We start from the raw sequence: 20,354 nt of genomic DNA on the forward strand, positions 1-20,354 counted from the left end.
GCAGGATAATAGTGATTGCTTCATGAAGGGATGTATCCCGTTTTTTACTATCATAGTAAGCCACTTCTCAATCTTACGGATTTTCTGATGCCTCGCTCACCTGCTCACGCTACTGTCTCTGTATCCACGAAAAAGTCAGGAGAAATTATGCTCCGCTATTGGCTGTTTCTGTTAGCTGCCATCGTCAGCGAAATTGCCGGAACTACGTCACTAAAAGCTTTTGACACCATTCATTCCGGCGAAGTCGGCATGCTTGCTACCAGCGTATTTATTGCGCTGTCATATTATCTATTATCAAAAGCTGTGCTGCGCATTCCCTTAGGCGTCGCATACACTTGCTGGGAAGGTGTAGGGCTGGCACTTGTAGCTACATCAAGCTATTTACTGTTTGATGAGCCAATGCCACCTGTAAAACTGTTGGGCATAGCGTGCGTTATTTGCGGGTTATTATGGCTGCATCACGAAATGAGGCATTCAGATGGGTAGTGCACTTTTCTGGATTTTCAGTTCTATCTCTCTTGATATAGCAGCAAACTGGGCTATCAAGCGCTCCAGAGGCTTCGCGATAAAACGGTGGGGAATTCTTTCCATTGCGCTTGTTATCTGCGCCTTTTTAATGCTTAAACCAGCTCTGGCGTACTTTCATCTTTCTGTTGCGTATGCCCTATGGGGAGTTGGCGGGATAGCTGGCAGCTTTATTGTTGATCGCATTGTTTTTCATGTACATTTAAGTCCTCGTATCATCCCCCCTATCCTCTTGATGATTGTTGGAATTATTCTTATTAACATGACGACTCCACCAGTTCACTAGTGACTATTAGTCCGAATTACATACATTTTTTGTGCAAAAAGGTTCTATATCCTTTGTTTTTTGTTTATGATATTGAATTTTGGATTTTTTGATCACAGATACAAATGGATAACTATATATGAGTAAACCTGAATCACCCGTAGTTACAACAGCCAAGAATATAGCGGCGCTTTTTACTGGTAGAGCAATATCAGATGGTACAAATGTCTGGCGTGCTGCACCACAAGTGTCTGATGCTTTCATCACAAAGCTTCAGGCAAAGTGGAAGGAAGTACGCGAAACTGTGTTGCCGAAAGAGTTCCGTTCTAAAAACAAAAAACGCGAAGCACTTGGCGACATTTCTTTTGTTGTTGATGGAGTTGAGATTTTCCCTAAAATTTACACTCGTAATGATTACAAGCACAAACTGTTGCATGGTCTGTTTTTTTCAGAAGCACGCCGAAACTTCAGTACCATGTATTTTTTAATGGAAAATAATATTCCGACTACAGAGCCACTGGCACTGCTTTCAGGTGACAGACTGCATCCCGGAACAGAAACAGTCCTTTTTACAAAAAAACTCAAAGAGACTGACATCTATTTTTATACATTCCGTGATGAACTGCATAACTTTTCACAAGAAAAACGAAATGCATTTTTTATCTTGTTTGGTCAGAAGATGGCAGAATTGCACAATCTCGGAATCTACACAGAAGATACAGACAAAAATATTAGTATCCGTCCAATCGGTGACACGTACGACTTCCATTTTTATGATTTTGACAACTTCTATCCGTGGCGTTGTATGAACATGAAACGCACCATTCACGCAGTGCTGCACAGCTTATTCTGTCGCCACTACGATGCATCGTTAGAAGAATCTGAAATTTTCTTAGAGGCATATCTTACAGTCCGGCAACGCCCAGATTTAAAAGAAGAGCTGCTAAAAGAAATCAAACAGCGCATAGCATCCGGTGGATCAAAAAAATAAAATACCATGTCGGTTTTGAATAGCTTTCAAGCCATTCATCTCAAACCGACATGGTATTTTTTATACTCAGCAGCTAATTCAATCACTGCTTGAAGCAGATAACGCTACTGTTATGGCATAAACCACTTTTCGAGACGTACTTCAAAGTATTTCTGCGGATGGTCACATGCAGGGCAAACATGAGGTGCTTCAAGCCCTTCATGAACGTAACCACAGTTAATGCAACGCCATGCAACAGGCTTTGCTTTTTTGAAAATATCACCATTTTCAATTGAGTTCATCAGCGCAAGGTAGCGTTGTTCGTGGTGTTTTTCTGCAATCGCAATAGAATGCATTGCAGCAGCAACTACTGGAAATCCTTCCTGAGAAGCAATTTCTGCAAATTCAGGGTACATTTCTGTATATTCGTAATGTTCACCGGCAGCAGACTCTTTGAGGTTTGTTACAGTATCTGCAATAATCCCTGCTGGGTAGGCAGCAGTAATTTCAACTTCACCGCCTTCCAAGAATTTAAACAGGCGCTTTGCGTGTGCTTTTTCCTGCAATGAAGTCTCTTCAAAGATTTTTGCAATCTGAACATACCCTTCTTTTTTAGCAACGCCTGCAAAATAGTCATAACGGTTGCGAGCCTGAGATTCACCGGCAAATGCTGTCAAAATATTTTTTTCTGTTTTGGTGCCTTTAAGCTTGCCCATGTGCTGCTCCTATTTATTAGTAATTATTCTTAATAAGTATTCTTTACTTATACAACTTGAGTTGTAAGGGCAAGAGAATTTTATCAAAATTATAAATAGTTGCGAGCGCGTATGCCCACACATGCCTATCAAAACAAGTACAGGCAAAGCCAATATGGGGCAAATACCCAACAATCCCTGCGCATACTGCTTAAAAGGCGTACGGCACCCACAACACTTTACTCAATAATCCTGAGTTGATTTTTTCAACGATATAGCACGTAATAGTGCAGCATTGCCATGAAGCGTATTATTCCTGCCAACTCTGTGGACAAAGCCCACAGCTACCCGATATATAGATAGTTATTGAAACTGGTACAAACACAATCCTTTACAGACGTCTATCCAGACAGGATTATGCACAATAATGATTGATCTTCACGTTCACACTACGCTCAGCTCCGGCGAGCAGACACCCGCAGCGGCAATGCGCTTTGCAAAGGCTGCGGGTTACCGTGCAATTGCATTCACAGACCATGCAGATGCAACCAATATGCAACATATCTTAGAAAGCATGTTGCCGATGATACGCACCTACTCTTTATACTCCGGTATTGATTTGTACGCAGGAATTGAGCTTACCCATGTTCCTCCCCAGCTTATTCCCGATACAATTACCGAAGCGCGGAGCATGGGCGCACAACTCGTTTGTGTTCACGGACAAACCATTGCAGATATTGTTGATGAAGGAACAAACCTTGCCGCCATTGAAGGCGGTGCAGACTACCTTGCGCACCCCGGGCTTATTACAGAACAGGAAGCATTGCTTGCCGCAGAAAAAAAAGTGTATCTTGAAGTAACCGCCCGACCAGAGCATGCTTTGACAAACGGTCACCTTGTTAAGGTTGCGGAACTTACAGGCGCTCCGCTTATTTTAAATAACGGGGGGTACCGAGGGTATGACTTTATCAACAAAGATAGACGCCGCGCCATTGCTCTTGGTGCTGGCATGTCTAAAGATCAATATCAGCAAACAGAAAACAATTCCCGCATGATCGTTTCAAAAATGATGATGCTCTAACTATGTGACGGCACGTTTTATTTCAGGAGTTTTTATGAATTCTGCTCGAACTATTTTCGCCTCTGCACTTACGTTTCTGCTTTTACTCTCAACTGCTCCTGCTTTTGCAGAGCCTTCCAGTTCTGCTAATGAAAAAAGTACGCAGGCATTTTACGAAACAATCCGTTCAAACCCGCTCACCCTTCGCGGTTTTATTTCCGGCATGCCAAAGGGTGCAGATTTACGCGTGCGGTTGCAAGAATCTATCTTCCCTGAAGATTACCTACTGCTTGCTGAAAAAGAAAACTACTGCATTACATTACCAAGCTATTTTGCAGTACCACCACTCAACGGAGCTTGCCCTCCCGGAACAAAATCTGCCAAAAAGTTTTTTACAACAGAAGAAAACTACCGCAAAGCAATCAAGGAACTTTCAGCAGGTCCTAATGAATCCCGAAAGCGCATTATATCCGCAACGAGCGTTACGCCAGATCAATTCGGCTTCTTGCTTGGGTCTGTTCTCAGAAATGCGGCGTATCAAAAACTCGACTACCTTGAGTTATTAATACCATGGTTCCCTGAAGATCTCTCTAAGGCTGCGACAAAAGTTACATGGCAAGGTAGCCCTGCTGACATGTTCCCGAAGCTGTCCGAAATTTCCGGTATGCAATCAGTCGACGAAGGCAAAGAGCGTCTCACCGGATTTATGGAAGGCACACAACAGTTTCTTGGCGAAGACAAAGCAAAATCTGTTATGGTGCGTATGATCGCAGATGTAGACCGTACGCAAGACCCATCAGTTGTTTTTGCGCAGCTTATCTACGCATTCAAAACAGTAGCATCCGACCCGCGCTTTGTCGGCGTAGCCCTTTCCGGTAACGAAGATCATCCCGTTGCACTCCGCGACTACCAGCTGCATATGAATATGCTGAACACATTAGTCAGCATGGAGCGCTTTGCATCAGTCAAACCTATTATTACCGCTGGCTACTTGAAGTTTGGTATGATTCAGCCGACTAGATTCAAAGACAGAATCAGAATGGCTGTTTTAAAAGGAAAAGCGGCGCGCATCAGTCACGGCTCGGCTATTATGTATGAAAACAATCCATTTGCCCTGCTGAAACTCCTTGCCGGACGCAATATTCCTATCGAAATCGGTATCACAAGTGAGAAGAACGCTTTATCTATCTCTAAAAGAGATAATCCATTCCCTATACTTACAAAATACAATGTGCCTGTCGTTCTTGTCACAGAGAATAGCGGACTCACACGCATCGATATTACAAATGAATACGTACGTGCAGCGTATGACTACAATCTGTCCTACCCAGACCTAAAAAAACTGGTGCGGAACAGTCTTGAATACAGCCTGTTACCGGGGAAAAGTCTTTGGAAAAGCTCTTCACCGTACACAATGGGCAAAGAATGCAGCGATTCGTTAACAACTAAAAAAACCGGACTGTGCCAAAAACTGCTTAACGAAAGCCCTAAAGCACGCAAACAGTGGAATTTGGAAACAGCATTCGTCGAATTTGAACGAAACTTTTCTGATCGCTAGTAGGTAAATAAAAGCAGCGCTTTTCTTTACAGCCAGCGATCTATTGATGAAACTTTTTTAAAATAGGTTCGCTGTCTACAATTAAGCGTTGCTTAATAAACAGTTACCGACACTCTAAACTTTATATAGAAAAGCTTTCGAAACAGCCTGAATTATAAGATCGCACGATTTTGTGCGATCTTTTTTTATGATTTTTACTCAGATAATTTTTTCTATACATTTCGTGCATCTTCGTTGACGGCAAGCCATTTCAAGTTGTAAAGGAAAATAAATCTAATACAAAGACAACGCTTAACTGTTTCCGTTTTTTAAAGATTTTTCTTTGAACTCCGATAGCTGTAGTAAGACAACTTACAACATGCATACGAGGCAGTTAATGCTCGATTACTCTAAATTCAAAGAAGTCAGCGAACTTTTTTTGAAAGGAAAAAACCGCGAAGCGACACTCCTGCTAAAAGAACTTCAATCGAAGTATGTTTCGCTTTGCGATGAAGTTTCATCGCTCAAACTTCAGGTGAAAGAATATGATGACATTCTTCATTTTTCAGAAAACCTGATATTTGACGGAAATTACTATTGGCTAAAAAACGGCAACGTTCGCCACGGTCCTTATTGTGCTGAATGCTGTAAAGATGAAGGAAAACTTATTCGGCTGCCACATGGCAACAGCAAGAAAATATGCTGGCGCTGTGGCACGCAATATAATGTTTTAGCTGCGCCACAAAAACGACCTGAAGAAAAGAAAATGGGTAAAGTGATTCCATTGCACGCCGCATCAATTTCTTCAGATAAAGCCTGTGGTGATCGCACAACAAGTCAGGCGATGCACGACTAATCTTTCAGCATTATCACCTGTAGTACACGGCCCTGCAACATACTTTGTTACTGTACATTTAGAGGCGCTATATGAGCACACCCAAAAAACCTGAACACGCACTCATCATTAACGGAAACAGTGCAGAAGCAGCATTAGACAGGAAAATGCTGTTCCGTATTGGAGTTCGTAGTGCACTTATCGTAGATTCCGTCTCGGGAACGTTCAAATCGCTATCCAAGGCACAGTCCGGTGAAATTCAATCATTTGACTTGATAATCTGCGGTGCTCAAATGAAAGATGGCGATGCTCAATATTTAATTGATAAACTCAAGAGTATCAGAGCACAAATTTCTATTCCGGTACTCACAGTCTCTACATCGCCCACAAAAGACTTTGTGATGCGTACATTGACACTTGGATATTCCTCTTTTTTGGCTCGCCCGTACACTATGGACGGATTAGTACAGCAGGTTATCCATGCAGTCCGTAACACATATGGGGTTGCCATTCCCTCTGCTTCGCAAACGCAAGCACAAGGTAACGCGAACACATCCAGCGCAGTGCTGGAGCCGGAACCGGACACAGCTGAAACGCTTTGTGATCGTGGCAAAAAGCTACTTAAGAACCACCATTGGGACAGTGCCATTGAGACGTTCACGCAAGCTATTTCCATGAACCCGAATCACGGTGCAGCCTATGTAGGACGCGCTAAAGCGTGGAAAGGGAAACGGGATAAAGAGCAATACGAGCAGGAGCTGAATGCTGCTGGTGACATAATGATGGCACAGCACGACTACAAAGGAGCAGCAGACGCCCTCGCCCCGCTCTATGGTTCTCACGACAAAGACAACCCACTGTACACAACTGCAAAAAGCTTATTGCAGGAAGGCGATTTCGCTAACGCAGCATCAGCCTACATACATGGGGAAAAGTTAAGCCCCGGCATACACTTGCATCAACAAATTTCTCGAGCCTGCCTATTTACAAGGGCTCCGCAAAAAGCGGCAAAAGGGATATGCAAGAAAATGTATGAACAGGGACACGAAGAAAAAGCAAAGCTGCTTTATAAAAGAATAGTGGGTGCGCCAGCCCGGCGGCAATGCCCGAAGCAACAGAAGGTAAACTGGCTAGATAACTACCCAGCTTTATCTGAAATTGTTTCTGTAGCCAAATACAGCTATCGGACCTATCAGGCAGTTCAGCATCCCTAAGGATGAGAGACTGTCAGGTCAAAAAGTGGTAAATGCTTAGTAAATGCACACAATAAAAAGTAACTGCCCCGAAAGAAATTCTTTCGGGGCAGTTTTTATGTTCAGAACAATAAATCTGGTAACACATGGTTACCCTTGTTCTAATTCGCGCAAATAACGGAAAAGTAACTTTGAAGACTTAGGCGGCTTCTGCTTTTCAATTTCTTTTTTTGCATTTCGTACAAGCTGTCTCAATTTTTGAATATCAACATGCTGGTAAGTTTCCATAACAAAAGTTAATGCTTCTTTATCACCTTGGAGCAGGCGCTCACGCAACCGTTCCAAATGATGAAAATCAGCACTTTGCGCTGCCTTACCTTCCTGCACTTCTTCAATACGTGCTTTAATCGGCTCTATATCTACGTCACGCAATACCTTTCCGATATATTGCATTTTCCGACGTTTAGCTTCGTGTTTCGTTATTGTGTGCAGTTCTTCATATTCCTGCAATAATTCAGGCGGAAGGTTAAAAGAACGGATAGCACTGATAGGAAACGATGCCAGCTCTTCTCCAATTTTCTGAATAGCTGTGCTGCGGCGCTTCTTCTCAGATCGGCTCAGATATTCTTCACCCTCTTCAACTGCTTCCAATTCCTGCTCATGTTCTGTAACCATCATAGACCTCCAAGAGGTCGCTTCTACCGCAGGGAGTTCCATTCGTAAAGTCTCTGCACAAGCAAAAGCCGCGCTACCTTTTCTATCTTCACTTACCGAAAGTTCCACAAGGCACTTGGCAGCTCCACATAAAACTCAATGTCATGCCGTGGCAGTTCTATCAACAGCATCAACGTGTCTGAAGGTTCCAGCCTGAATACGTTATCGAATAAACGGGAAATAATCTCTTCACGCGTCACCGCCGATTCACTTGCAACCTTATCCGCTGCTGAACGCACAACAGTCGTCGCTTCGTGATGCAAAAGAATCCGCTCAGGATCAACAGGTACGGCTATTTCCCCAAACCGCTCTGTTTGCAGTTTTTTTGCTAAATAGTATTGTCTCATTGATAATTGCATACTATCTCCGCGCTTGAACAGCCCATCAATACATATTATACTAGATTACGATACAATGTACTTACTGGCTGCTTTTTTCAGTTTACAAAACGGTCGTTGAGCTTAAACGACCACATTGATTGAGGCATCTGTGCAAACATTTCAATTTTCTTTTCGGGAAGAGATATAGCAACAACAAGAGGACCTGCCGGTTCAATATAGTATATATTATTATACAGATGCTTTTGCAGGCTATGGCGATGCAAACCTAATTTTTCTGCTAATGTTTTAGCACTCTTAAACAATGCATCTTTTCCGTCTTTGTTGAGTTTTATATCCTCAGAATCAATGTGTATTGCACCAGTTGCGTTATATTCGCTTTTTATTTTTTCAATAATTACTGACTTGGCATTAGCTTGTTTCATGTGCTGCTCCTTTCTCTACAATAACAGGAAGTTCATATCACTATCATGCAACACAAAGAATGCTGTATATACAGTAGTCAGGTATACAAGGTTCTTTGTTCTATGTAACTCACTTAGTCTTTAATTATTGCTTATGCATCACATATCTTATCTTGCAATGCTGCCTGCTCATTTTTTGAGCCTGTTAAATTACTCGTAAGCATGACATAGGTACTACAACAGTGCGAACCCCATTATACACAACTATCATTCGATACATTAAAGTTGCACCGTTTCCGCACGCAACAGCGTTAACATTGTTGTTTGTAGCTACAACACTTTATCTTGAAGCCCATTTCCTTCTTAATGACGGTATTTCGTTCTATACAACCGCTCTGTTCATTCTTTCTGCACTGTTAGGCTGGGGTGTTATTTTATGTCAGGCAGACGCCTTCTCACGCTTCCGTGAGTTTAAAAGAATCAAAGCTATCTTTTCGCGTAGAGGATTCAGCCCGCGTATACTCAGGCATGTATCCACCTCCCGCTGTCAGCGGGATGCCGCGCTACTTGCTGCCAAAGAAACAGGCTGCAAACACCTTGCAGCAAAATATTTTAAAGAAATGGGCTACCGCTGGTATCACATCATCCCAGATGCTATTACGCAAAATCCCATGAACTTTTTTGATCCAACTTTTCTGCGTACAACATTTCTGCCTCGCAAAGACACATTGCAACAATAAAACCGTTTTAATCGTGAACAAAGTATGCAACCATGCAGACTACCACGAATACGGCGGTTGCAGTGCCCATCATAGCTGCACTGCTGTTGTGCAATACGGAGGCACTATGACCAAGACTATCGACCTGACTCTTTCTGTTACTGAATCACCACAAGCGCTTGCCAATCACGCTGCAAAACTATTCGTAGAACGCTGTCATGATGCAATAGAAAAGCGCGGAGAGTACAATGTTGCACTCTCCGGTGGACATACTCCTAAACTTTTTTTCAAAGCTCTTGCCTCAGCAAAGATAGGCGGAAGTATTCCATGGGAAAAAGTAAACTTTTATTGGGTGGACGAGCGCTGTGTAGAGCCGGACAGCGAACAGTCCAACTATCGATTAGCAAAAGAGGAATTGCTGCATAAAGTTTCAGCTACTCATTTTTACAGAATGAAGGGTGAAATCAATTCTGAAAAAGCAGCAGATGAATACGAAAGCCTGCTCCGCAGACATTTCCAGTTGGGCGAAGGACAGATTCCAAGATTCGATTTCATTTTGCTGGGAATGGGTCCAGACGGACACACTGCCTCTTTATTCCCAGATTATGATGGTATCGAGATTACCAATCGCTTGGTTACAGATCAGTACATCCGCAAAATGGAAAGCTGGCGTATTACGCTGACATTGCCAGTATTGAATAATGCCCGTGCATGCGTGTTCCTTATTCAAGGAAAAGAAAAGCATAGCGTCTTAGCCAGAGCTTTAGACTTGCTTAGTGAGCGCACCTTACCTGCCCAACGAGTTCAGCCAACTGACGGCAAGCTATACTGGATTGTCGATCAAGACGCATACGAAGGCTAACAGATCATAAAAAGCCCCCTTGCTCATTAGAACAAGGGGGTTGCTTATGCCATACATCTACGCGTTGTACTCATAATTCAAAAAACAGCTCTGAAGCTCTGGTCGTAATTAGCCTTCGGTGATGTCATCTATCAACGCATTTCCGTTTGTAAGCTCTACCACAGCTGCTGAAAAAGCCTCTGCGTGCTCTTTAGGCATTTCCACTCGAAACGCCGCATCTGCACCAAAAATTTCTTCCAGTACTTTTATCTCATACTCTGGCAGCATGCGCTTGAACAACGTTACCGCGCTGTAATCAATAATAACTTCAAGCCGAACCGGCGTAATTTTTTCACGAGTCGGCAAGGTTTCAAGCCCAAGCTTCACCATACCGGAATACGCACGAACCAAACCGCCAGTACCTAATTTTGTCCCGCCAAAATAACGGGTTACCACAGCTGATATTTCCCCAATATCAGAGTGTAGCAACATATTCAGCATTGGCTTGCCTGCCGTTCCATGCGGCTCGCCATCATCACTCATACCGACCATCGCCGTTGAGCCGGGAGGACCTGCCTGATATGCCCAGCAATTATGGGTGGCATCTGGAAATTCAGCTTTCATAGCAGCAATAAACGCCTTTGCTTCTTCAACAGAAGGCGTATGTGCCAGCGTTACAATAAACTGACTCTTCTTTATTATATCTTCAACACGATACTGTGTTGTATCTGGAATAAGGTACCGTTCTGACATGAAATGCAAATACTCCTCAGTAACGTTCCTTGCAATTCTTTTTCGACAATAAAAAAGAGAACCCCTTAGAGGAGTTCTCTTTATCAATACTATTGTACGTTACCTGCTACAACGCTTTGGATGTTGCCATCAGGTAAATTTCATGAGGATCAAGAATAAGAATTACGGAACCGTCACCCATGATTGTTGCACCGGAGATACCTTTAAGATCTCCAAGGTATTCGCCGAGCGGCTTAATTACAATCTCCTGACGTTCGTGCAGCTTATCAACAACCAGACCCAACCTTCTGTCATTGTCATGAATGACAACAACTGAAAGAACATCTGACTCTTCAGAGCGAGGAAGATCAAGCAGGTCAGACATGTATACAAGCCCAAGAACTTCACCGCGCAGAGTAACAGCTTTACGACCATTAACATCTGTGAGGCGTTCAGCTTCAATCTTGGTGGTTTCGGAAACCGCATCAAGCGGAATGGCAAACTCTTCACCAGCGACGTTGACCATCAGGGCGTCGATAATTGCCAGTGTGAGCGGCAAGGTCAATGTAAAGCGAGTGCCTTTTCCAAGTTCGGAATGGATAGCAACGCTACCTTTGAGGTTCTTAATGTTAGTACGAACAACGTCCATACCAACACCGCGACCTGAGATATCAGTGATGGTTTCTGCTGAAGAGAAACCTGGAGCAAAGATAAGCTCCATTGCTTCGCGGTCATCGAGCACCTTCGCTTCATCGTAGCCTATGATGCCTTTGCGCACTGCAACTTCACGCATTTTTTCAGGATCAATACCTTTACCATCATCTTCAATTTCAATGGCAACAGAGTTACCTCTGTAGTAAGCACGAAGGTGAACAGTGCCTTTACCTTGCTTTCCAGCTTTAAGGCGGTCTTCTTCGGACTCTACACCATGATCCATTGCATTTCGGATAAGGTGAACAAGCGGATCACCGATAACCTCAACAACACTTTTATCGAGTTCAGTCTCTTCACCTTCCATAACAAGCTCAACTTGCTTACCGCTTTTGCGGGAAAGGTCACGTACCAAACGCGGGAATCGGGAAAATACAGAAGAAACCGGAACCATGCGAACCTTCATGATGGTATCCTGAAGATCATCAGAAATGCGAGCCATCGCATAGGTAGTTTCAGTCAGTGACTGTGCAACTTCCTGAATATCTACATTTCCGTCTTCAAGGTTACGCGCAAGCATTGTGTAACGGTTTCGGTTAATAATAAGTTCGCCAATAAGGTTCATTAAATGGTCGAGCTTTTCATGATCTACACGAATTGTGCTGGAAGATTTTGGCTTTTGCTGCTTTGCTGGAGCCTTGTCCTTTGCTTTGGCAGAAGGAGCAGGCGGTGCAGCTGGAGCTGAAGCAGGCTGCGCTTTAGGTTCAGGCTTTGACTCTACCTTAGGCTCAGCTTTTGGCGCTGGTGCTGGCTCAACTTTCGGAGCAGGCTTTTCAACTGGTGCTGGTGGCTCAACTGCTGGTGCAGGAGCAACAGGAGTATCTTTTTCCGGCTCAGGCTCTTCACTCAATGCATTTGCAACAAAAGATACCGGTGAATCTGCACTACCAGATTCCGGCAGTTCTAAATCAATATTCAGCTCTCCTTCTGGTGCTGGGGCAGCCGGAGCCTCCGGCTCAGGCACAGGCTCACCTACTCCTCTCAACTCCGCTTCTGTATCAATGGCAAGGTTGAAGACGTTCAACTCTGCATCGACCATGTCGTTGAGAATTTCAATTTCCTGAAGCAGCAGATCAAGCATAAGGGCAAAATCCATATCTGCGCTACGACCAGAATCAACCAGTCCGGCAGTACGTTCCGCCTGCACGCGCGGCTTATCGTACTGCATGTAGCTACAAGAATTTTGCGTTGTAACAAGGCTTCGATAAAGGCTATTAATGCACTCTTCTTGTGAAGAATCTTTTTCCAGCTCTTTAATTGAAAGCTCAATTGCAACACGCTGCTGAGTTAGAGTCGCGATAAAGATATCCATATCTTCTTTATCGTACTCAGGAATTTCTGCCGGTTCTTCAACGACTTCTTCCGGCTCTTCAGAAGCAACAGCTGTCTCCTTTTCAATTTCAGGAAACTCGCCGTGCTCTACAGCGTGACGCAACACGGATAAAATTTCAGAAATATCTACAAGTGGAACCTGACCGGATGAAGGGTCAATTTTATTCACGAGGATATCAATTATGTCAGCACAACGCAGCAGAACATCAATAAGTCCCTGAGAGACTGGAAGCTCACCTTTGCGTGTTCTATTCAGCAAGGTTTCTGCTTCATGCGTAAGGCTGTTCAGTTCATGGAAACCAATAATTCCGCTGTTCCCTTTCAAGTTGTGGAAAAAACGGAATAAATCGTTAACAAGAGTATCGTTATCATCAGGATTTTGTTCAAGTTCCAGTAAACCGTTACTTAAATCTTCTGTGTTCTCATTAGCTTCTTCGATAAAGTCACGAAGATGCCCTTCACCAAATGACGTCAGCGCATATGGCTCACCTTCCGGCAAATCAACATCTGCGCGCTCATTTGTGTTCAGCTGTGCAGTTTCGTAGTCGATAGCACTTTTTTCCTGCACATCTTCAAGAGGAGTCTCTTCAACCAGCGGTTGCGCAGGTTCTGAAACAACTTCCTGTGCTGCAACAGGTTCAGGTTCTACAACTGGTGCAGCAGCGGGGGCTTGTGCCGGAGCAGGTTCTTCACCGGCAAGCAACGCGTCTAATGTCTGGTTGATCGGCTCAGTTTCTACGTCGCCTTCTTCCCCCTCACTCTCAAGGTTATCGATAATTTTTCGCAATGCATCGGTAGCCTCGAGAATCACATCCATAATGGCAGGAGTGGCTTCCATAGTCCCCTTGCGCAATTCGTCCATGATGTTTTCAGCACGATGGGCAAGCGTATTTATCTTATTGAGACCAAGAAAGCCGGATGCACCTTTTAATGAATGCATCGGCCTAAAGATTTCATCAAGTAACGAGGTATCTTCCGGAGCTTTTTCAAGTTCCAGTAAGTTTGGCTCGATAGTCTCCAGATGTTCTTTTGCTTCGATAATAAAATCAGCAAAAATTTCCGGATCTAAAAAATCCTGGCTCATACTTTGTCCCCAAATGGATGTAGTGAAAAACTCTTTATGCAGGCAAGCTTAACCATGCTCGCCACTCTATATTTATTATCGGTATAAATTTACAGATAATTAGAAAACATAAGGAAAAAACAAACAGATAGCGTGATAGAAACGTTTTCCAGCACGCAAGAAGCTGCTGCGGACATGCGCCCGCAGCAAATTTGATAACAATTACGTTCTTAGCCTAAAAGCATTCTAACGTTACGTACCATTTTTTCCGGTTGTGCAGGCTTAACCATGTACAGGTTAGCCCCAAGGCTCATGCCCAGTTTAATATCCTGATCTTGTCCTTCTGTTGAAAGAACTACGATAGGCAAATCACGATAGGCATCTTGTTTGCGCACATTTTCTATGAATGTGAATCCATCCATATGCGGCATATTGATATCTGTAATGATTAAATCTACCGCTCCGCATGAATACAATTTTTCCAACCCGTCAAGACCGTCTTCAGCAGCTGTAACTTTAAAGCCTTCATTTTTCATAATAAAGGCGACAAGATTTCGAACAGTCTTTGAATCGTCTACTACTAGAATATGTTTACCCATTTTTGCGCTCTCTATTCTTCCAGAATTGCTTCAACTATATTATCAACAGAAATAATACCAATAAGCATATCATCAGACTTCATTAATCCGAATATGTATTGAACTGTAACTCCAAGATGGGATTCCACAGCCCAATCAATGGACTCTTGCGGCACGCGATACATGGTGTGCACTGTATCAATAACAAGTCCGAACTGAAGTCCGTGACGCTTGCAGACCACAATAAATTTGTCTGACCGCTCTTGTTCATCTAACCCGACAATACCGAGCAGCTCGCGCAATTGAATAATCGGCGTAACTATTCCGCGTAAGTTAATAACACCGGTAACAAACGGCGGTGCAACAGGAAGCTTTGTAGGTGGCAAATACCGTATAACTTCCTGCACTGTGTTGATAGGCACAGTAAACTCTTGCTTGCCCAGAAAGAAACTTACCATCTGCAATTCGCTTTCAGTGCGAAGCTGCTCAAGTAAATCCGGTTCTCGTTCAATAGTTGACCCACCCCAGCTGGCATCCCCACCATCAGAAGTAAGCACGCTAAGATCAGAATCGTCAACCGACGATTCATTACTACCACGTTCGTCAGTTGCAGAAGTTGCTGTCTCAGCCGTAAATTCAGAGACAGGCTCAGCGGTTGCAGCTTCCTGTACAGGCTTTACTGCCTCAACGACCGGCTCTGGTGAAGCTGCCACTTCACGCACATCCGCTTTAACAGAAGCTGTTGCCTGTTCTACTGGCGATTGCACAGGAGCCGAAACAGTAACTGTTGGAACCGGTTCGGCATCCGCAACTGTTGCGTAGTCAGAGCCAGATGCACTTAGAACACATTCCGGCTCAACAGGGGTCTGCAACCCAAGACGTTCCAGAGCCTCTGCTTCGTTTACCCCAAGATATTTCGACATAAATGCAGCTTCTGCCGCGCTAAAGCTGTCAGTCGGCTCGGTCTGCACTACATCAAACAAATGATCTTCAAAATATTCTTCAGGAGTTTTTACCATAAGGCTTCTACCTCTTTTGCCAAAAGCTCATACCCGCGTGCGCCACGACAGGATGCATCAATTTCATACACACTTTTGCCAAGTGCGCTCGCATCCCTAAAACGGGTATCAACTCCAATTACCGAGGAAAACATCAAATCTCCCATTTTTCTGCCGAGCAAATCTAACACCCTACGGCAAGCACCCGCCCGTTTATCGTACATCGTCGCCAATGCCCGATACATAACCGGTTGCGGCAGCACTTTATTTAGAGTCCGCAGCGTGTCAAAAAGTAGTTTCAACCCGTGCAACGCAAGGAAATCTGTCTGTATTGGAATAATTAACAAATCACAGGCAACAATCGCATTAACCTGAAGCATCCCCAGTTGGGGCGGGCAATCCAAAAGGATATAGTCATACTGGTCACGTATTTCTTCCAGCGCAGCTTTAAGCAAACTGCCCTTACCGTGCTTTTCCTTAAGATCAACCTCAAGTTCTGAAAGCCTGATAGATGCCGGAGCTGTGTCAAAACTTTGACCCTCATTTCTACCAATAAGTTGCTTCCATAGCAGAGGCCAGACCTTTCGTGGTGCTGTAAACAAATCATATGTTGTACGCTGCACCGTATCCGGAAAAAAGCGTAAATGCACAGAGGCACAAGCATGAGGGTCCAGATCGATTACCAGAACCTTCTTTTGTTTACGCGCCAACGCTGCACCGAGAGTGACAGTTGTTGTGGTTTTACCCACCCCGCCTTTTTGATTGGCAATAGCCAGAACTTTGGCGTTCAAACTATACTCCTCTTTCGGGTGCCCTACGACTTCAGATTAAGAATCTTTGCGATAGACGATTGCACCCTTGTGATGTTCGGGTCTAAATGCCCGAGATATATTATGTAAAGACTCTGAATGCCCGATAAGCAACGCACCGCCCGGGAGCAAGTTATCGTAGAAGGCACTCATAACCCGAGTCTTCATTTCATCATCAAAATAAATAATTACGTTTCGGCAGAATACTATCTGAGAGCGCTCAACCCGTCGCATCTGCAACTTGTCGTTCAGATTTAACTGATCGAACCGAACAAGTTTTTTTACGCTTTCTGCAAGGTGGTACTCTTTTCCTTCCTTCTTGAAGTACTTACGCGTGATCTCAGGAGGAGTGGTACGTAATGCATAATCGGAATAAATTCCACTCTTAGCTGCCGCTAATACCGCTGTAGAAATATCACTGGCTGTGATTTTAATATCCCAGGAAGCAATTTCTGTTCTCAAAACTTCATGCAAAATTATGCCCAAAGTATATGGTTCTTCTCCTGAAGAACAACCAGCAGACCAAATACGCAGTCTACGGCTTCCTTTTGCCTTAAGCTCACTCAGCATATTTTTCAACACAACTTCCTGAAAAACCTTAAGTTGTGGTGGGTTTCTGTAAAAGCTGGTTTCGTTCGTCGTAATTACTTCGTAAAGCTTATTTAACTCGTCTCTACGATTTTTATCATAGCGAAGGTAGTAGTAATATTCACCGAAGGTCTTAAGATTCAAGTCTTTCAAACGTGCGGCTAATCTATTTTCAATAAGGTACTTTCTATTGTCGGCGATATGGATACCGCACAGATCGTAGATAAAATCTCGAATCTGTCGGAATTCTTCGTCACTGGCTTTAAGCTCCCGTTGGAAACTTGTTGTTCTAGAAAAAAGTGATGACACATGGCCCCCCTAATTATCTGCTTCTTATCAGATTCGCCGCTTGTTCAGCTGCGTCACAAATCTCAGGATCATCGTGACTCATCATTGTTAACAGTGCACCGAAACAACGTTCCGTCCCAAGGTTGCCTAACATTTTTACTACCTTATGCTGTACCAGAGCGCTTCGCTCTGCAAATACTTTTAGCAATGGTTCCACCACGTCATCGTTACCGAGTGCACCTAAATGCTCTACAGCACGTACAACAACCCAATCATCCTCATCGTCCAGAGCCTCAATCAAGTACTGGAGATACAGATCAGACTGCGTTTTACCAATCATATCAACTACGGCAATGCGAATATCGCGGTTGTCATCGTTAAGTAAAACTTTTGCCTGTTCCATAAGGGAAGCAGGGTCTGCATTTAATGCAATAAGTCCTTCAAAGGCTACCAGTCGAACATCGACAACAGGGTCGGAAAGCGCTTCTTTGAGTAAATCCACATACACGTCGTTTGTAGATTTACCTAAAGCGTATACTGCCATCATACGCTCGGTAGGGTCTTCACTCTCTACTCTGGATACAAAACGAATCCACAGCATTTCGTTATTCATGGCTATAGCTGCCTCAAGTGCCACATCCTTCACTTCAAAGGATTCATGTGACAACATGGCAAAGACAATCTCAGCACTTTCAGGCGCTTTCGAATTTTCACCAAGGAAATAGAGTGCCTTTTTCAAAATCAATTCATCGGAATGACTGATTAATACATTCTGGAAGAATGCTTCTTCTGAAGAACCAGCAGCCGCAGCAAGTACAGTAATTAAATCTCGCTGAACCAGCAGATTTTTTTCTTCAAAAGTAGAAATAATAGTCGGGATTGCTTTTCGCATTTCATCATGAGACATGCGGGAGACGGCTTCCGCCGCAACACGTAATCCTAACTCGTTATCACCGTGGAATACTTCTAAGAATCCAGAATTACAACCAATATGTGCAAGACATTCCACCGCAGCAAGAAGTTTGTCTGTATCACGGTCAACATCAAAGGTAACAACCGTACTCATTACTTTGCGAGTAGCATCATCGCCTTGAGCTGTAGAAAGCCCACGCAGTGCAGCAAGCTGTACATCTTCATCTTCGTCTTCAAGGGCAGCGAGTAATGCTTCTGTAAACTGCTCTCTTTTATCAGCAGGAAGCAGTTCAAGAGTCTTGTCACCCAGAAGCTGCACAACAGCTTTACAAATTTTGTTCTGAAGCGGCGCTGGAGCTGTTTTCATCTGCTCAACAAGCAACGGTACAATTTTCAAATCACCCATTTCGCCGAGTGCTTCAACAATCATGGATGCAACAAGCGGAGTGGCATTGCTTAGCGCTCTTACTAACGCTCCGGCTGTCTGCGCTGCACCAATTTTTGTCAGAGCTTCAATAACAGAAAATTGCACCCACTCTTCATCGCCTAATGCTTGAATCAAACTATCCGCTGCATCAGCAAACCCAAGTTCGCCCAAGCTTACCGCTGCCTGATAGCGAACGTTGACTTCCTCATCTTTGAGCAATGCATCACACAACGGGGCAACTGCAAACAGGCTGTTGCTTGAGCCTAAAATATCGGACACAAAAATTCGTAAATCCGGATCTGAACTCTTCAGTTCCTTCATCACACTTTCCAGATCATCTTCTGCAACCTCGCGCAGAATATCCATGGCAGCGTTACGCACTGGTGCTTCTTCTGAAGCAAGCAGCGGAATAACAGCTTGAACAGTTTTTTCCCCTCGGATTACACGCAAAGCACGATCTGCTGCTTCCTGCACACCCAGGTTTCCTTCCTGAATATGCCGGATCAGTTCCGGGATTGCACACTCTAATTTTTCCGTACCTGCAACATAGGCAGCGTCGCGAACGGATTCTGAATCATCAGAGCGTAACCGGCTTAAAATAGTGTCACATTCAGACATACATAGACCTCTTATTTGGCGGAAAATACCGCATTTATTATTTGTAAATGCTTGCCATCAGAGCTGCCGCCATATCATCAATATCTAGAATCTCATCGGTCAGCTTTGCGTCAACAATAGCTTTAGGCATACCGTAAACAACACAAGAGGCATCATTTTGCGCTAAAATATAGCCACCTCTATTTTTTAATTCACGGATTCCTAGCAAGCCATCATTCCCCATACCGGTAAAAATTGCCCCCACAGCTCTGCGTCCCTGTGCTTTGGCTACGGATTCAATTAATACGTTTGCAGATGGTTTATACAGTGCGTCAGCAGGCTCTTCTTTCACCGCAACTTCCATTCTGGAGCCACGCTGCTGCAACACAATATGTTTTCCCCCCGGTGAAATGTACGCTGTCCCCGGTGCAATCGGTTCAGTGCCGTTTGCTTCTTTCACTTTAATTTTGCACACGCTATCAAGACGCTTTGCAAAAGGCCCTGTAAATGCCGCAGGCATATGCTGTGCAATTAGAATTGAAGCCGGATAATTAGCAGGAAGTTTGGATAATACTTTCTGTACAGCAGGAGGTCCCCCAGTAGATACACCAATTGCAACCACATCGCGTTTAGGTCTGCCATGCATTACAGGTGGTGCAACGCGGGCTGCTGGTCTGGCAGCCACTGATGGTCTGCGGGTGCGCGGAGCACGAAGCTTACGGCGGGAAACGTATTTAACTTTTTGTTGAAGATCTCTTTCTATTTTGACGATATCAAGTGAAACCTTAGACAGCTGCTTAGGAATAAAATCAACTGCACCAAGCTCCATAGCTTTAAGCGTTGATTCCGCCCCTTCCATAGTAAGCGAGCTAATCATCAGAACAGGTCGCGGCATCTCCATCATAATATGACGCAGAGCTGTCAGACCATCCATTTTAGGCATCTCAATATCGAGAGTTACAACGTCCGGGTTATACTGTCGTATGACGGTAAGCCCTTCTGCACCGTTGCGTGCCGTTGCAACAACTTTAATGTCCGGATCTTTCTCCAGCATCGTTGTCAACGCTTTGCGCATAAACGCAGAGTCATCTACTACTACAACCTTAATCAACAGAATCTCCTGTTCTCATTTTACAACGGACCAGTACAGCATGCCTCAATCTGTCCAGACATGACATACTGTATGTCGCTCCCAGTCTGTTTAAAACACCATAGAGAATTCT

Annotated in this window: 21 protein-coding genes; 9 read left to right on the forward strand and 12 right to left on the reverse strand. The window is 44.0% G+C overall.

The window, feature by feature from the left end; genetic code table 11:
• Positions 1-147 precede the first annotated feature (147 nt).
• From N4A56_RS07030 to N4A56_RS07040, 3 genes are all read left to right on the forward strand, one after another.
• Complete coding sequence (locus N4A56_RS07030) at positions 148-486, forward strand: multidrug efflux SMR transporter (RefSeq protein ID WP_293671332.1); 339 nt, start codon at positions 148-150, stop codon at positions 484-486.
• A complete protein-coding gene (locus N4A56_RS07035; RefSeq protein WP_293671334.1) occupies positions 479-811 on the forward strand; it encodes an SMR family transporter in 333 nt (110 codons plus the stop codon). Before N4A56_RS07030 ends, N4A56_RS07035 begins: the two co-directional genes overlap by 8 nt.
• Before the next feature lie 118 nt (positions 812-929).
• Positions 930-1,781, forward strand: a complete 852-nt coding sequence (locus N4A56_RS07040) for a hypothetical protein (protein WP_295546071.1) — start codon at positions 930-932, stop codon at positions 1,779-1,781.
• A gap of 110 nt (positions 1,782-1,891) precedes the next feature.
• Here N4A56_RS07040 and rbr read toward each other — a convergent pair whose 3' ends face one another.
• Positions 1,892-2,476 carry a rubrerythrin gene (gene rbr / locus N4A56_RS07045; RefSeq protein WP_293671338.1) on the reverse strand — a complete coding sequence of 195 codons (585 nt, stop codon included), beginning with the start codon at positions 2,474-2,476 and terminating at the stop codon, positions 1,892-1,894.
• Between the two features lie 406 nt (positions 2,477-2,882).
• On the opposite strand from rbr, the gene N4A56_RS07050 reads away from it, so the two are divergent.
• The 4 genes from N4A56_RS07050 to N4A56_RS07065 all read left to right on the forward strand — a co-directional run bounded on the left by N4A56_RS07050 (position 2,883) and on the right by N4A56_RS07065 (position 7,101).
• Positions 2,883-3,536, forward strand: coding sequence for a histidinol phosphate phosphatase domain-containing protein (locus N4A56_RS07050; RefSeq protein WP_295546073.1), 654 nt, complete (start codon positions 2,883-2,885; stop codon positions 3,534-3,536).
• Positions 3,537-3,570: 34 nt separating this feature from the next.
• Positions 3,571-5,073 carry a hypothetical protein gene (locus N4A56_RS07055; protein ID WP_295546076.1) on the forward strand — a complete coding sequence of 501 codons (1,503 nt, stop codon included), beginning with the start codon at positions 3,571-3,573 and terminating at the stop codon, positions 5,071-5,073.
• 376 nt (positions 5,074-5,449) lie between these two features.
• Positions 5,450-5,908 (forward strand): hypothetical protein, encoded by a 459-nt coding sequence (locus N4A56_RS07060; RefSeq protein WP_295546079.1) that lies wholly within the window; start codon positions 5,450-5,452, stop codon positions 5,906-5,908.
• A gap of 71 nt (positions 5,909-5,979) precedes the next feature.
• Positions 5,980-7,101 carry a response regulator gene (locus N4A56_RS07065; RefSeq protein WP_293671345.1) on the forward strand — a complete coding sequence of 374 codons (1,122 nt, stop codon included), beginning with the start codon at positions 5,980-5,982 and terminating at the stop codon, positions 7,099-7,101.
• A 129-nt stretch (positions 7,102-7,230) separates the two neighbouring features.
• Here N4A56_RS07065 and yjgA read toward each other — a convergent pair whose 3' ends face one another.
• The 3 genes from yjgA to N4A56_RS07080 form a co-directional block, all read right to left on the reverse strand.
• Positions 7,231-7,863 (reverse strand): ribosome biogenesis factor YjgA, encoded by a 633-nt coding sequence (gene yjgA, locus N4A56_RS07070; RefSeq protein WP_295546082.1) that lies wholly within the window; start codon positions 7,861-7,863, stop codon positions 7,231-7,233.
• A complete protein-coding gene (locus N4A56_RS07075; protein WP_293671349.1) occupies positions 7,848-8,153 on the reverse strand; it encodes a hypothetical protein in 306 nt (101 codons plus the stop codon). Before N4A56_RS07075 ends, yjgA begins: the two co-directional genes overlap by 16 nt.
• Positions 8,154-8,230: 77 nt before the next feature.
• Positions 8,231-8,557, reverse strand: a complete 327-nt coding sequence (locus tag N4A56_RS07080; RefSeq protein WP_293671351.1) for a hypothetical protein — start codon at positions 8,555-8,557, stop codon at positions 8,231-8,233.
• Between the two features lie 221 nt (positions 8,558-8,778).
• Between N4A56_RS07080 and N4A56_RS07085 the strand changes: the two genes are divergently transcribed.
• On the forward strand, positions 8,779-9,276 hold the full coding sequence (locus N4A56_RS07085) for a hypothetical protein (RefSeq protein ID WP_293671353.1): 498 nt from the start codon (positions 8,779-8,781) through the stop codon (positions 9,274-9,276).
• 106 nt (positions 9,277-9,382) lie between these two features.
• Entirely contained in the window at positions 9,383-10,117 is a 735-nt protein-coding gene (pgl, locus tag N4A56_RS07090) for a 6-phosphogluconolactonase (protein WP_293671355.1), read from the forward strand.
• A gap of 108 nt (positions 10,118-10,225) precedes the next feature.
• Here the strand turns inward: pgl and N4A56_RS07095 are convergent, their stop codons facing one another.
• The 8 genes from N4A56_RS07095 to N4A56_RS07130 all read right to left on the reverse strand — a co-directional run bounded on the left by N4A56_RS07095 (position 10,226) and on the right by N4A56_RS07130 (position 20,242).
• On the reverse strand, positions 10,226-10,849 hold the full coding sequence (locus N4A56_RS07095) for a YigZ family protein (RefSeq protein ID WP_293671357.1): 624 nt from the start codon (positions 10,847-10,849) through the stop codon (positions 10,226-10,228).
• Between the two features lie 106 nt (positions 10,850-10,955).
• Complete coding sequence (locus N4A56_RS07100; RefSeq protein ID WP_295546087.1) at positions 10,956-13,955, reverse strand: chemotaxis protein CheA; 3,000 nt, start codon at positions 13,953-13,955, stop codon at positions 10,956-10,958.
• Between the two features lie 209 nt (positions 13,956-14,164).
• Positions 14,165-14,533, reverse strand: coding sequence for a response regulator (locus N4A56_RS07105; protein WP_293671361.1), 369 nt, complete (start codon positions 14,531-14,533; stop codon positions 14,165-14,167).
• A gap of 11 nt (positions 14,534-14,544) precedes the next feature.
• Complete coding sequence (locus N4A56_RS07110; RefSeq protein ID WP_295546089.1) at positions 14,545-15,531, reverse strand: chemotaxis protein CheW; 987 nt, start codon at positions 15,529-15,531, stop codon at positions 14,545-14,547.
• Positions 15,525-16,301: a ParA family protein gene (locus tag N4A56_RS07115; RefSeq protein ID WP_293671365.1), complete on the reverse strand. Its 777-nt coding sequence runs from the start codon at positions 16,299-16,301 to the stop codon at positions 15,525-15,527. Before N4A56_RS07115 ends, N4A56_RS07110 begins: the two co-directional genes overlap by 7 nt.
• Positions 16,302-16,337: 36 nt before the next feature.
• Positions 16,338-17,216: a protein-glutamate O-methyltransferase CheR gene (locus N4A56_RS07120; protein ID WP_293671367.1), complete on the reverse strand. Its 879-nt coding sequence runs from the start codon at positions 17,214-17,216 to the stop codon at positions 16,338-16,340.
• Positions 17,217-17,229: 13 nt separating this feature from the next.
• Positions 17,230-19,152, reverse strand: a complete 1,923-nt coding sequence (locus N4A56_RS07125) for a HEAT repeat domain-containing protein (protein WP_295546094.1) — start codon at positions 19,150-19,152, stop codon at positions 17,230-17,232.
• A gap of 37 nt (positions 19,153-19,189) precedes the next feature.
• Positions 19,190-20,242, reverse strand: coding sequence for a chemotaxis response regulator protein-glutamate methylesterase (locus tag N4A56_RS07130; RefSeq protein WP_293671370.1), 1,053 nt, complete (start codon positions 20,240-20,242; stop codon positions 19,190-19,192).
• Between the last annotated feature and the right edge of the window lie 112 nt (positions 20,243-20,354).

The organism is Halodesulfovibrio sp., assembly GCF_025210605.1.
In the GTDB taxonomy this organism is placed as follows: Bacteria; Desulfobacterota; Desulfovibrionia; order Desulfovibrionales; family Desulfovibrionaceae; genus Halodesulfovibrio.

Bases quoted from the DNA above. Each gene is read 5' to 3' on its own strand.
- N4A56_RS07030 (WP_293671332.1), top strand. From the start codon at position 148: ATGCTCCGCTATTGGCTGTTTCTGTTAGCTGCCATCGTCAGCGAAATT.
- N4A56_RS07035 (WP_293671334.1), top strand. From the start codon at position 479: ATGGGTAGTGCACTTTTCTGGATTTTCAGTTCTATCTCTCTTGATATA.
- N4A56_RS07040 (WP_295546071.1), top strand. From the start codon at position 930: ATGAGTAAACCTGAATCACCCGTAGTTACAACAGCCAAGAATATAGCG.
- rbr (WP_293671338.1), bottom strand. From the start codon at position 2,476: ATGGGCAAGCTTAAAGGCACCAAAACAGAAAAAAATATTTTGACAGCA.
- N4A56_RS07050 (WP_295546073.1), top strand. From the start codon at position 2,883: ATGATTGATCTTCACGTTCACACTACGCTCAGCTCCGGCGAGCAGACA.
- N4A56_RS07055 (WP_295546076.1), top strand. From the start codon at position 3,571: ATGAATTCTGCTCGAACTATTTTCGCCTCTGCACTTACGTTTCTGCTT.
- N4A56_RS07060 (WP_295546079.1), top strand. From the start codon at position 5,450: ATGCTCGATTACTCTAAATTCAAAGAAGTCAGCGAACTTTTTTTGAAA.
- N4A56_RS07065 (WP_293671345.1), top strand. From the start codon at position 5,980: ATGAGCACACCCAAAAAACCTGAACACGCACTCATCATTAACGGAAAC.
- N4A56_RS07075 (WP_293671349.1), bottom strand. From the start codon at position 8,153: ATGCAATTATCAATGAGACAATACTATTTAGCAAAAAAACTGCAAACA.
- N4A56_RS07080 (WP_293671351.1), bottom strand. From the start codon at position 8,557: ATGAAACAAGCTAATGCCAAGTCAGTAATTATTGAAAAAATAAAAAGC.
- pgl (WP_293671355.1), top strand. From the start codon at position 9,383: ATGACCAAGACTATCGACCTGACTCTTTCTGTTACTGAATCACCACAA.
- N4A56_RS07095 (WP_293671357.1), bottom strand. From the start codon at position 10,849: ATGTCAGAACGGTACCTTATTCCAGATACAACACAGTATCGTGTTGAA.
- N4A56_RS07100 (WP_295546087.1), bottom strand. From the start codon at position 13,955: ATGAGCCAGGATTTTTTAGATCCGGAAATTTTTGCTGATTTTATTATC.
- N4A56_RS07105 (WP_293671361.1), bottom strand. From the start codon at position 14,533: ATGGGTAAACATATTCTAGTAGTAGACGATTCAAAGACTGTTCGAAAT.
- N4A56_RS07110 (WP_295546089.1), bottom strand. From the start codon at position 15,531: ATGGTAAAAACTCCTGAAGAATATTTTGAAGATCATTTGTTTGATGTA.
- N4A56_RS07125 (WP_295546094.1), bottom strand. From the start codon at position 19,152: ATGTCTGAATGTGACACTATTTTAAGCCGGTTACGCTCTGATGATTCA.